The organism is Erwinia mallotivora (assembly GCF_000590885.1).
Taxonomy (GTDB): domain Bacteria; phylum Pseudomonadota; class Gammaproteobacteria; order Enterobacterales; family Enterobacteriaceae; genus Erwinia; species Erwinia mallotivora.
In genome coordinates, this window is the sequence record NZ_JFHN01000058.1 from 1 (window position 1) to 11,965 (window position 11,965).

Genomic DNA, 11,965 nt, shown 5'->3' on the forward strand with positions numbered 1-11,965 from the left:
CGGCTGCTGCCACAACAGCAGAATCAGCATTGCGCCCGCTGCCACCGACAGGCACGCAGGGGAGAATAATTCGCCAGCGGCAGCGGTTTCAGCACCGGTGAAAACCGGGATCTGTTGCAGGACCAGCTGTAAGCCGATTGCCACCATCATCCCCTGGATCACTGAATCAGGGATCAGCCCAATCCAGCGACCCGCACGTAACAGGCCAAAGGCTGCCTGTAGCAATCCCGCGATCGCTATCGCCAGCAGAACCAGCGAATACGATCCCAGCGTCGCCACCGCACCCGTAACGATGGTCACCAGCCCCGCCGCCGGTCCACTGACGGCAAAGCGCGACGGACTGAAAAGCGTGACAACCACGCCCCCAATCACCCCGCTGAGCAGTCCGGCAAAAGCAGGCAAATCGCAGGCCTGAGCGATGCCAAGGCTGAGCGGCAGCGCAACCAGAAAAACCACCACGCCCGCGAGAAAATCCTTTCGTAATACGGTGAGATTCATCCTTCTGCTCCCTGATGCTGATGAACGAGTTGTTTCAGATGGCCGCTGCGTAAATCGTAAACACAACCATAAATATCCAGTGCCTTTCCCTGTCTTGCCGCCTGTCTGACAGGGCGACAATTCAGCAGATTTGTCAGCTGAATACGCACATGGGCTTCGATAAGCCGATCCGAATCGCATTCAACGTCGGCAGGTTGACGGAGGGAATCCCTGAGAATGGATAAACGGCGAGGTAAAGCGGAACAGGCGCTGTGGTTTTCGGGCGGTATTGCCAGTGCTGCCCTGACGCCACCACAGCCGTAGTGCCCGCACAGGACAATTGTGGAGATATGTAAATCACCCAGCGCGTACTCAAGCACACTCATCAGGCTGTCATCTTCTGCCAGCACCATATTCGCAATGTTACGATGAACAAAAAGTTCCCCCGGCTGTGCGCAGGTCAGCACCTCCGCCGGTACGCGGCTGTCAGAGCAGCCAATCCACAGGGCTACCGGCTGCTGTCCGCGAATGTGATTCAAAAAATAGTCTGCATTGCGTCTTTTCTGCTGTTTTGCCCAACTCCGGTTTCGTACCATTAAAGTATCAACGATTTTCATGCCATCCCTCTGCTGATAAAACCCGGCAGTGCCGTGCTTTCGTACTGCCTGTCTCTGATGCCCCTGAACACGCGAGGTTATTCAGCCATCGATGCCAGTGCGGGCCCGGTGGATAATCTATCCGTTAAATCTTAAGGAATTCTTAATAAAGGGAAGGGTGTGATTTCACTGTTATTGACTGGCGGTGAAATAAGAGACGGCAGGATTTCAAATATGATGAATTTTACTGTTTAAAACAGCCTGATATTTCAGTTCTTTCAAAACAGTTTTAGCGGGTGATTTGCTCACCAACAGGATTAATTATTCATGTTACTTAGTGAATAATTAATTCTTACAGAGGTTTTTATTAAAAATAATTAACTAATATTATTTTTAAGCATTATTTCCCGCGGGTGCTGAGCGGCAAAATAACATTAAAAATTATCGGGGAAACAGCGCTGTTTTTTCAGGAACAGGCTGAAAAACTTGACTTGCATCAATTTTAACAGGACTCATCTGGTGCCTCATGCTATTCTGCCGTCAGACAACAAATTAACACGCCAACCCTATGTTAATTAAGGATATTAGCTTAACTTTTAATTAACGATTGGTTCACATTTTGAGGGGGTCGTTTGACTACAGCCATGAAGAAGATTGTTATTATTGGTGGAGGTGCCGGTGGACTTGAACTGGCTACACAGCTGGGACATAAACTGGGGCGGAAAAAAAAGGCAGAAATCATTCTGGTTGACCGTAACCACAGCCACTTATGGAAGCCACTGCTGCACGAAGTTGCCACCGGCTCACTGGATGAGGGGATTGACGCGTTAAGCTATCTGGCACATGCCCGTAACCACCACTTTACCTTTCAGCTTGGCACGCTGACGGATATCGATCGTGAAAATAAAAAGCTGCAACTGGCTGAAATTCGTGATGCCCAGGGGGAATTACTGGTTCCCGCTCGTGAGCTGGGCTACGACACGCTGGTGATGGCACTCGGCAGCACCTCAAACGACTTTGGCACGCCAGGCGTAAAAGACCACTGCATCTTCCTTGATAACCCTCACCAGGCGCGACGTTTCCACAATGAAATGCTCAACCTGTTCCTGAAGTTCTCTTCCAGTGCCGGTATGCAGGAAAAAGTAAATATCGCCATTGTTGGCGGGGGCGCGACGGGCGTGGAGCTTTCGGCTGAACTGCATAATGCGGTGAAACAGCTGCACAGCTATGGCTATAAAGGGCTGGATAACCAGGCGCTCAACGTCACGCTGGTGGAAGCCGGTGAGCGTATCCTGCCCGCATTGCCGCCGCGCATCTCTGCTGAGGCTCATCAGGAGCTGACAAAACTGGGCGTACGCGTACTGACCCAGACGATGGTGACCAGCGCCGACGGAAATGGCCTGAACACCAAATCCGGCGAATTTATTGACGCTGACCTGATGGTATGGGCTGCCGGGATCAAAGCCCCTGATTTTATGAAAGAGATAGGTGGACTGGAAACCAACCGCATCAACCAGCTGGTGGTGGAGCCGACGCTGCAAACCACCCGTGATGCGGATATTTATGCCATTGGCGACTGCGCCTCCTGTGCGCTGCCTTCCGGCGGGTTTGTGCCGCCCCGTGCTCAGTCTGCGCACCAGATGGCGAGTCTGGTGCTGAATAATATTCTGGCCGAGATCAAAGGACACAAACAGAAACCCTACGTCTATAAAGACCATGGTTCGCTGGTGTCACTCTCCCGGTTCAGTACCGTTGGCAGTCTGATGGGTAACCTGATGCGCGGCTCAATGATGGTGGAAGGGCGTATTGCCCGCATGGTGTATATATCGCTGTACCGTATGCACCAGGTTGCTCTGCACGGTTATTTTAAAACCGGGCTGATGATGCTGGTGGGTAGCATTAACCGGGTGATCCGTCCCCGTCTGAAACTACACTGAATCGATTAAGTTTCAGCAAAGCCAGCAAAATCACCGCTACAGGGGCTTATGTTGTCGCTGGCAACATAAGCCCTGCCTGCCAGCCATATCCGACGCAGCTGCTAAGAAGACTCTTAAAAACAGCCTGTTATCCCCGGTAATATTCATTTCTTCCTGTTTTCTTATTGTCACATTTGAGCCTGCTGCGCAAAATTTATCTCAACCAGATACGGCGCTTCACGCACGCCGGGTAACCGTCTCAGCAAAGTCATCTGGCCGGGACGCTGATGCGTGGTAACATTTTCGGAGGACATCCTGTGAATAAATCAATGTTGGCAGGTGTGGGTATTGGTGTTGCGGCAGCACTCGGTGTGGCTGGCGTGGCAAGTATGAATGTGTTTGACCGCAGCCCGCAATATGCGCAGGTGCTGTCAGCCACCCCGATAAAAGAAATCTCAAAAAATCCCCGTCAGGACTGCCGGAATGTCACGCTGACGCACCGTCGTCCGGTGCAGGATGAAAACCGCATCGCTGGTTCTGTGCTTGGTGCAGTGGCCGGTGGCGTGCTGGGTCATCAGTTCGGCGGCGGCCGAGGTCGTAGCGTGGCAACGGTGGCCGGTGCGCTGGCAGGTGGCTACGGTGGCAACCAGGTGCAGGGCGCTTTGCAGGAGCGTGATACCTATACCACCACCGAACAGCGCTGCAAAACGGTCTATGACAAGCAGGAAAAAATGATGGGTTACGACGTGACCTACAAGATTGGTAATCAGCAGGGGAAAATCCGCATGGATAATGACCCGGGAACCCGCATTCCGCTGGACAGCAACGGACAGCTGGTGCTGAATAACCAGGCATAATCCCTGCTCTGAGGGTAAAAAAAAGCGGCCGAGGCCGCTTTTTTCGTTGATGTATTCAGCCAGTTAATCCGCTCAGGCGGCGTTTGCCAGTAGCCGGTCCATGAATTCCCTTATCCACTGCATACGTGTTTTACGCTCGCTGAGATCGCGAATAAACTTCAGCCGGGTTGGGCCATCTAACCGCCACTGTTGCGGTTCTTTCTGCAACAGCGAAATCAACCAGCCAGGGTCGACTTTGTTTTTCGCGGCAAATTCAATAAAGCCGCCTTTTTCACTGGCTTCTACCCGACGAATACCAATTTTTTGCGCGATCAGACGCACGGCGGCGATATCCAACAGATTTCGCGCCGCATCAGGCAACTGACCAAAACGATCAATCAGCTCTACTTTCAGATCTTCCAGCTCGCTGTCATCTGTCGCGCTGGCAATGCGCTTGTAGAATGACAGACGGGTATTCACATCCGGAATAAAGTCATCCGGTAGCAAAGAAGGCATCCGCAACTCAATCTCCGTCTGGTTGCTGGTCAGATCTTCCAGCGATGGCTCGCGCCCTTCTTTCAGCGCATCCACCGCATTTTCGAGCAGCTCCATATATAAAGAGAAACCAATCGACTCCATCTGACCGCTCTGATCTTCTCCCAGCAACTCACCGGCACCACGTATTTCCAGATCGTGCGTGGCCAGCGCAAACCCGGCACCCAGGTCTTCCAGTGAGGCGATGGCTTCCAGACGCTTGTGGGCATCGGTGGTCATCGCTTTGGGATGTGGCGTCAGCAGCCAGGCGTAGGCCTGATGATGTGAGCGGCCTACGCGACCGCGAAGCTGGTGCAGCTGCGCCAGACCAAAATGGTCGGCACGTTCGATGATAATGGTATTGGCGGTGGGGATATCGATACCGGTTTCAATGATGGTGGTACAGACCAGCACGTTGAAACGCTGATGATGGAAATCGTTCATCACCCGCTCCAGCTCACGCTCACGCATCTGACCGTGGCCGATAGCAATGCGTGCTTCAGGCACCAGTTCCGCCAGGCGGCTGGCGGCCTTCTCAATATTTTCCACATCGTTATACAGGTAGTACACTTGGCCGCCACGCAGCACCTCACGCAGAATCGCCTCGCGTACCACCAGGTTGTCAAATTCACGCACGAAGGTTTTTACCGCCAGACGACGGGCCGGTGGGGTGGCGATAATCGACAGGTCGCGCATACCGCTCATCGCCATGTTCAGCGTGCGGGGGATTGGCGTGGCGGTTAAGGTCAGGATATCGACGTCGGCGCGCATCGCTTTGATTCGTTCTTTGTGGCGGACGCCGAAGCGGTGCTCCTCATCAACGATCAGCAGCCCCAGGTCGCGCCATTTAATCTCACTCTGTAACAGCTTGTGCGTACCGATAAGAATATCGACTTTACCTTCCTGCGCATCCTTCAGCACCTGCGTCTGTTCTTTGCTGGTGCGGAAGCGGGAGAGCATCTCGATACGCACCGGCCAGTTAGCAAAACGGTCACGGAAGTTGTCGTAATGCTGCTGAGCCAGCAGGGTGGTGGGCACCAGCACGGCAACCTGCTTGTGGTTCTCAACGGCCAGAAAAGCGGCGCGCATGGCCACTTCCGTTTTACCAAAGCCGACATCGCCGCATACCAGTCGATCCATGGCCAGCGGTTTACACATATCGCTGAGCACCGCATTGATCGCCTGAGCCTGATCCGGGGTGGTTTCAAACGGGAAGCTTTGACAGAACTGCTGATACTGTTCACGGTCGTGTTTAAAGGCAAAACCTGTTTTTGCTGCCCGTTGTGCATAGATGTCCAGCAGCTCGGCCGCCACATCCCTGACTTTTTCAGCGGCTTTTTGCCGGGCACGACTCCAGGCATCGCTGCCCAGTTTATGCAGGGGCGCATTCTCATCTGCACCACCGGCATAGCGACTGATCAGATGCAAAGAAGAAACCGGCACGTACAGTTTTGCATCGCCTGCATAGGCCAGCATCAGATATTCTGCGGTGATGCCGCCGGTTTCAAGGGTGGTAAGACCAATATAACGGCCCACGCCATGTTCCAGATGTACCACCGGCTGACCGGGATGCAGCTCTGCCAGATTGCGGATCAACACGTCCGGATTGATGGTCCGGCGGCTGTCCTGACGGCGACGGCTGACCCGCTCACCCAGTAAATCACTCTCGCAAATCAATGCGCGGTGACGCAGGCCATCAATAAAACCATGCTCACTGGCACCGATCATCAGATACTGCGCAGGCTGTTGCGTCTGGTGCAGCGCCTGAATGGTTTTGGGCGCAATTTTGATACGGGCCAGCAGTTCCTGAAGTGCCTCACGGCGGCCTTCGCTTTCCATGGAAAACACCACCGGGCCGGAAAAGGTTTCCAGGAAGTGGCGAAGCGGGTCCAGCGGGGCTTTGGCCTGCGCCTGCACCGCCAGGTCGGGCAGGGGCTGGTAGCCCAGATTGGTACTGCCTGCTTTATCCGCCAGCAGGTCGTTTCTCAGCCCGATGCGCGGCCACTTTTTCAGCTCACTGAACAGTTGATCGGTGCGCAGCCATAACGATTCGGGCGGCAGCAGCGGACGCATGGGATCAACGCGACGGCTTTCGAAACGTGACGTCACGTCCTGCCAGAAGCGGTCGGCACTGCTTTCGATGTCGCCGCAGCTCAGCAGCAGGGTGTTGGCAGGCAGATAGCTGAACAGTGGCAGCAGTGGCTGGTCAAAAAACAGCGGCTGCCAGTATTCGATACCGGCGGGGAGGGTGCCTTTACTGACCTGTTGATAAATGTGTTCTGGCTCACGGCGCACGTCGAAGTGTTCCCGCCACTGGCTGCGAAACAGTTCGATGGCCGCTTTATCGGTGGGAAATTCATGCGCCGGAAGCAAATTTATCGCTGCGACTTCTTCCAGCGTACGCTGGCTGTCAACATCAAACAGACGCAGGCTGTCTATTTCTTCATCAAAAAAATCAATGCGGTAAGGCTGCTCGCTGCCCATCGGGAAGATATCCAGCAGCGCACCGCGTGTGGCGTATTCGCCGTGTTCCATCACCTGGTCGACATGACGGTAGCCAGCCTGTTCAAGCTGGGCACGCAGTGTATCGCGGGAAAGATGCTGGCCCTTGTTCATCACCAGCGCATGACCATGCAGAAAACGGTGTGGACAGACGCGTTGCATCAGCGTGTTCACCGGCAGAATCAGCACGCCACGCTCCAGCGAGGGGAGATGATAAAGCGTGGATAAACGTGACGAGATAATTTCCTGATGAGGCGAAAAACTGTCAAAGGGCAGTGTTTCCCAGTCCGCCAGGCTGAGCACCGGCGCATCGGTAAATTGTTTAATCTCGTCCTGTAAGCGCAGGGCATTTTGCATATCTGCGGCGATTAACAGCACCGGTCCCTGATGACGGGTAATGATTTCTGCGGATTCTACCGCGCAGGCGGCACCGGTCAGTTGCCCCAGCTGGCGCAGGTCGCCTGCTTTGGTGGGCAGGGTATATCGGGATTGTTCAGGCATAATCAGTCAGGCGGTCTCTTCACTTTAAGGAGAGCAGGAAACCTCAGGTTCCCGTTCGGCTAACCGGAGTATACCTCTATTTTGGCGATTGTTGCGTGTAGTGCATTCTGGGGCGGTCAATGTTTGCCCATCTCAGCTCTTTTTCTCCGTGATAGCTGTGATTTCCGTCATCCCACCTCACGTAATAGCCGGTCGGCGCGTGGTCCTGAGCGAAAACGTTAGTCACCATCCCTTTGATATCGCCCGTTTTATGTTTCACGATGCTGCCTTCAGAATATCTGGTCATGTTAACGACTCCCGGATTCGGCCCCGGTCTGGGCGGTTATGGGGACGGGGAACAGCGCAGGGTGCTGACCCTTTGCCCGGCGCGGGTGATGCCGGTCAAAGAGAGTGTATGCCGGGACGGCGGAAACAATGGCGCAAATAGCGGGCGTTTTTTAAACGATATTGCGCTATTTATCGCCATGACGCCTTTAGTGACAAAACAATCGTGCAGACTCAGTGGCCTGGAGGTTCCATAACGCCGGACTGTCCTTTATCATCTTCGATCACTTTTTTACTTTATCCATCGCCAGAAGACGGATTACATGTATCAACCTGTCGCGTTATTTATCGGTCTGCGTTATATGCGTGGACGAGCATCAGACCGTTTCGGACGGTTTGTTTCCTGGCTTTCAGCCATTGGCATTACGCTGGGGGTGCTGGCCCTGGTCACCGTGCTGTCGGTGATGAATGGTTTTGAGCATGAACTGGAAAAAAGTACGCTCAATCTGATGCCTCAGGCGCTGGTGACCAGCGAAAAAGGCTCTCTCGATCCGCAACAGATCCCGGCCAGTTCACTGCAACTGCATGGCGTAAGCCGCATCACTGCGCTGACCACGGCGGATGTGGTGCTGCAAAGCGCCCATGGCGTCGGCGTCGGGGTGATGCTGGGGATCACGCCTGATGAGCCTGACCCACTGACGCCGTATCTGAACAACGTGACTCAGGATGCGCTAACCTCAGGCCAGTACAACGTGATTCTGGGAGAACAGCTGGCGCAGCAGCTTGGCGTCAAACGGGGTGATGAGCTTCGTCTGATGGTGCCTTCCGCCAGCCAGTTCACGCCGATGGGGCGTCTGCCGAGTCAGCGTCTGTTTACCGTGGCAGGCACCTTTGCCGCCAACAGCGAAGTCGATGGCTATCAGATGCTGGTTAATCAGCAGGACGCTTCTCGTCTGATGCGCTATCCGGCGGGTAGCATTACCGGCTGGCGTTTATGGCTGGACAAGCCGCTACAGGTTGATGCGCTGAGCCAGCAGACCCTGCCGCAGGGGCTGGTGTGGAAAGACTGGCGTGAGCGCAAAGGCGAGCTGTTTCAGGCGGTAAGGATGGAAAAAAATATGATGGGGCTGCTGCTCAGCCTGATTGTTGCCGTTGCCGCCTTCAACATCATCACGTCGCTGGGTTTGTTGATCATGGAAAAACAGGGCGAAGTGGCTATCCTGCAAACGCAGGGACTGACGCGACGCCAGATTGTGCTGGTCTTTATGGTGCAGGGGGCGACGGCAGGGATAGTGGGTTCGATACTTGGCGCATTGCTGGGCGTCCTGTTGGCCAGCCAGTTGAATAATCTGATGCCGCTCATCGGCACGCTGCTTGATGGCGCGGCGCTACCGGTCGAGATTTCTCTGCCGCAGGTGGCGACCATAGTGGTCAGCGCGATGGTGCTGTCGTTGCTCTCCACCCTCTATCCTTCCTGGCGCGCCGCCGCCGTTCAACCCGCTGAGGCTTTACGTTATGAGTAATACAATCCTGTTGCAGTGTGACCAGCTGTGCAAAGGCTACCAGGAAGGCAGCGTACAGACTGATGTTCTGCGCAACGTCACTTTCAGCGTGGCACCCGGTGAGATGATGGCCATTGTTGGCAGTTCCGGCTCGGGTAAAAGTACCCTGATGCATCTGCTGGGCGGGCTGGATACGCCGACATCCGGCGAGGTGATTTTCAATGGTCAGTCGCTCAGCCGCCTTTCCGGTGCCGCCAGAGCCGGATTACGTAATCGGGAGCTGGGCTTTATTTATCAGTTTCATCATCTGCTGCCTGATTTCAGCGCGCTGGAAAACGTCGCCATGCCGCTACTGATTGGCAAAGTCGCGAAGGATGAGGCGCAGGCCAAAGCCACGGAGATGCTCAGGGCCGTCGGGCTGGAAAAACGCGCGCACCATCGTCCCTCTGAGCTGTCCGGTGGCGAGCGGCAGCGCGTGGCGATTGCGAGGGCGCTGGTGAATAATCCACGTCTGGTGCTGGCCGATGAGCCGACCGGCAATCTTGACGCCCGCAATGCCGATGCCATCTTCGATCTGCTCGGCGAGCTGAATGTGCGGCAGGGCACGGCCTTCCTGGTGGTTACCCACGATTTGCACCTGGCAAAACGTCTTAACCGTCAGATGGAAATGCGTGATGGTCAGTTGAGCGACACCTTAACCCTGGCGGGGCTGGCGTGATGACCGGCTCTCTCTCTCTTCTGCTTGGCCTGCGCTTCAGCCGCGGGCGTCGTCGTGGCGGCATGGTTTCGCTGATTTCGGTCATTTCTACCGCCGGCATTGCGCTGGGCGTGGCGGTGCTGATTATTGGTCTCAGTGCGATGAACGGCTTTGAACGTGAGCTGAACAACCGCATCCTGGCGGTGGTGCCTCACGGTGAAATCGAGCCGGTGAAACAGCCTTTTACCGGCTGGCAGACATTGTTGCCGCAGGTAGCGCAGGTTAAGGGGATTGCTGCGGCCGCACCCTATATCAACTTCACCGGGCTTATTGAGAGCGGGGTGAAGTTGCAGGCGGTCCAGGTAAAAGGCGTCGATCCGCAACAGGAAACGCGACTCAGCGCGCTGCCGGCTTACGTGCAGAATAATGCCTGGCAGAGTTTCAGCGCGGGTAAGCAACAAATCATTCTGGGTCAGGGGCTGGCAAAAAGTCTCAATCTGAAACAGGGCGACTGGCTGACTATCCTGATCCCCAACAGCAGCCAGGGACAAAAACTGTTGCAGCCAAAGCGTGTGCGTCTCCAGGTGAGCGGTATTCTGGCCCTCAGCGGCATGTTGGATCACAGCCTGGCGCTGGTGCCCCTGGCCGATGCGCAGCAATACCTGAATATGGGTGACAACGTCACCGGTATTGCGTTGAAAATGAACGATCCCTTTGCCGCGCAAAAACTGGTGCGCGATGCCGGTGAAGTCACCCATGCTTACGTCTATATCCGCAGCTGGATTGGCACCTATGGCTATATGTACCGTGACATCCAGATGATCCGCGCCATTATGTATCTGGCAATGGTGCTGGTGATTGGCGTGGCCTGTTTTAATATCGTCTCGACGTTAGTGATGGCGGTGAAGGACAAGAGCAGCGACATTGCGGTGCTGCGTACCCTCGGCGCGAAGGATGGTTTGATCCGCGCAATCTTTGTCTGGTACGGGCTGATGGCAGGGCTGCTGGGCAGCGTCAGCGGCGTGGTGGTTGGGGTGCTGGCCGCTTACAACCTGACGCCACTGATTCGGGGTATTGAATCCCTGACCGGCTATCATTTTCTGTCCGGTGATATTTACTTTATTGACTTTTTACCGTCAGAAGTCCACTGGCTGGATGTCACCATTGTGCTGTTGACCTCACTGGTGCTCAGCCTGATTGCCAGCTGGTATCCGGCGAGAAGAGCCAGTCGAATCGACCCCGCCCGCGTACTCAGCGGTCACTAAAGGCCGCATTCCGGCACGTTAAGGAGCAGATAAGTTATGATGCGTACCCCCCGACGCCGTCTGAGACTGGCACGTTACAAAAAAAACCGACGTCAGGTGCATCAGCGCTTTCGTCAGCGCATTTTCGAACGCGATCGTAATATTGAGATTGCCCGTAATCCTCTGCCACGCGTGGTGGTGCTGACCGGTGCGGGTATCTCCGCCGAGTCAGGTATTCGTACCTTCCGCGCTGCGGATGGCCTGTGGGAAGATCACAAAGTGGAAGAGGTGGCGACGCCGGAAGGGTTTGCTCAGGACCCGCAAAAGGTTCAGGCCTTTTACAATGCGCGTCGACGCCATTTGCAGCAGCCTGAGATTGCGCCTAATGCCGCGCATCTGGCTCTGGCAGAGCTGGAAGCGGCGCTCGGTGACCACTTTTTGCTGGTGACGCAAAATATCGACAATCTGCATGAGCGGGCGGGCAGCCGTAATATCATCCATATGCACGGTGAACTGCTGAAGCTGCGCTGTGTTATCAGCGGTCAGGTGGTGAACTGGCAGGACGATGTCAATCCCGATGAGCGCTGCCACTGTTGCCAGTTTCCATCGGTGCTGCGGCCGCATATCGTCTGGTTTGGCGAGATGCCGCTTCAGATGGATGAGATCTACACCGCGCTGGCGGAGGCCGACTACTTTGTTGCCATTGGCACTTCAGGCCACGTTTATCCGGCGGCAGGATTTGTTCATGAGGCGAAGTTGCAGGGGGCGCATACGCTGGAACTGAATCTGCAACCCAGCCAGGTGGGCAGTGAGTTTGATGAGAAAGAGTACGGGCCGGCCAGTGAGGTGGTGCCGAAATTTGTGCAAAACCTGCTGCGAAAAGCTGGCCGCTGAAC

10 protein-coding genes are annotated in these 11,965 nt (G+C 55.1%); 6 read left to right on the top strand and 4 right to left on the bottom strand.

Annotated elements, in window-relative coordinates:
- Positions 1–498, bottom strand: a 498-nt coding sequence (locus BG55_RS15425; RefSeq protein ID WP_034939343.1) for a SulP family inorganic anion transporter, incomplete at its 3' end; no start/stop codon positions are given.
- Positions 495–1,094, bottom strand: a complete 600-nt coding sequence (locus BG55_RS15430) for a carbonic anhydrase (RefSeq protein WP_034939345.1) — start codon at positions 1,092–1,094, stop codon at positions 495–497. The genes BG55_RS15425 and BG55_RS15430, both read right to left, overlap by 4 nt.
- A 611-nt stretch (positions 1,095–1,705) precedes the next feature.
- Here BG55_RS15430 and BG55_RS15435 point away from each other — a divergent pair.
- Positions 1,706–3,010, top strand: a complete 1,305-nt coding sequence (locus tag BG55_RS15435) for an NAD(P)/FAD-dependent oxidoreductase (protein ID WP_071995033.1) — start codon at positions 1,706–1,708, stop codon at positions 3,008–3,010.
- Positions 3,011–3,306: 296 nt separating this feature from the next.
- Entirely contained in the window at positions 3,307–3,846 is a 540-nt protein-coding gene (locus BG55_RS15440) for a glycine zipper 2TM domain-containing protein (protein ID WP_034939423.1), read from the top strand.
- A 72-nt stretch (positions 3,847–3,918) separates the two neighbouring features.
- Here the strand turns inward: BG55_RS15440 and mfd are convergent, their stop codons facing one another.
- Together mfd and BG55_RS15450 are read right to left on the bottom strand one after the other, a co-directional pair.
- A complete protein-coding gene (gene mfd, locus BG55_RS15445; protein WP_034939350.1) occupies positions 3,919–7,362 on the bottom strand; it encodes a transcription-repair coupling factor in 3,444 nt (1,147 codons plus the stop codon).
- Positions 7,363–7,438: 76 nt separating this feature from the next.
- Positions 7,439–7,648 carry a hypothetical protein gene (locus BG55_RS15450; protein ID WP_034939351.1) on the bottom strand — a complete coding sequence of 70 codons (210 nt, stop codon included), beginning with the start codon at positions 7,646–7,648 and terminating at the stop codon, positions 7,439–7,441.
- Between the two features lie 301 nt (positions 7,649–7,949).
- Between BG55_RS15450 and lolC the strand changes: the two genes are divergently transcribed.
- From lolC to cobB, 4 genes are read left to right on the top strand one after another with little or no spacing between them, the layout of a single operon-like run.
- Positions 7,950–9,149: a lipoprotein-releasing ABC transporter permease subunit LolC gene (gene lolC / locus BG55_RS15460; protein WP_034939354.1), complete on the top strand. Its 1,200-nt coding sequence runs from the start codon at positions 7,950–7,952 to the stop codon at positions 9,147–9,149.
- Positions 9,142–9,846 carry a lipoprotein-releasing ABC transporter ATP-binding protein LolD gene (gene lolD, locus BG55_RS15465; protein WP_034939356.1) on the top strand — a complete coding sequence of 235 codons (705 nt, stop codon included), beginning with the start codon at positions 9,142–9,144 and terminating at the stop codon, positions 9,844–9,846. The genes lolC and lolD overlap by 8 nt, the downstream gene beginning before the upstream one ends.
- Positions 9,846–11,090, top strand: a complete 1,245-nt coding sequence (lolE, locus tag BG55_RS15470; RefSeq protein ID WP_034939357.1) for a lipoprotein-releasing ABC transporter permease subunit LolE — start codon at positions 9,846–9,848, stop codon at positions 11,088–11,090. Before lolD ends, lolE begins: the two co-directional genes overlap by 1 nt.
- A 39-nt stretch (positions 11,091–11,129) precedes the next feature.
- Complete coding sequence (gene cobB / locus BG55_RS15475; protein ID WP_034939425.1) at positions 11,130–11,963, top strand: Sir2 family NAD+-dependent deacetylase; 834 nt, start codon at positions 11,130–11,132, stop codon at positions 11,961–11,963.
- Positions 11,964–11,965: the final 2 nt, after the last annotated feature.

What these genes read in the sequence shown, in the direction of transcription:
- BG55_RS15430 (WP_034939345.1), bottom strand. Translation starts at nt 1,094, where the DNA reads ATGAAAATCGTTGATACTTTAATGGTACGAAACCGGAGTTGGGCAAAA.
- mfd (WP_034939350.1), bottom strand. Translation starts at nt 7,362, where the DNA reads ATGCCTGAACAATCCCGATATACCCTGCCCACCAAAGCAGGCGACCTG.
- BG55_RS15450 (WP_034939351.1), bottom strand. Translation starts at nt 7,648, where the DNA reads ATGACCAGATATTCTGAAGGCAGCATCGTGAAACATAAAACGGGCGAT.
- lolC (WP_034939354.1), top strand. Translation starts at nt 7,950, where the DNA reads ATGTATCAACCTGTCGCGTTATTTATCGGTCTGCGTTATATGCGTGGA.
- lolD (WP_034939356.1), top strand. Translation starts at nt 9,142, where the DNA reads ATGAGTAATACAATCCTGTTGCAGTGTGACCAGCTGTGCAAAGGCTAC.
- lolE (WP_034939357.1), top strand. Translation starts at nt 9,846, where the DNA reads ATGACCGGCTCTCTCTCTCTTCTGCTTGGCCTGCGCTTCAGCCGCGGG.
- cobB (WP_034939425.1), top strand. Translation starts at nt 11,130, where the DNA reads ATGCGTACCCCCCGACGCCGTCTGAGACTGGCACGTTACAAAAAAAAC.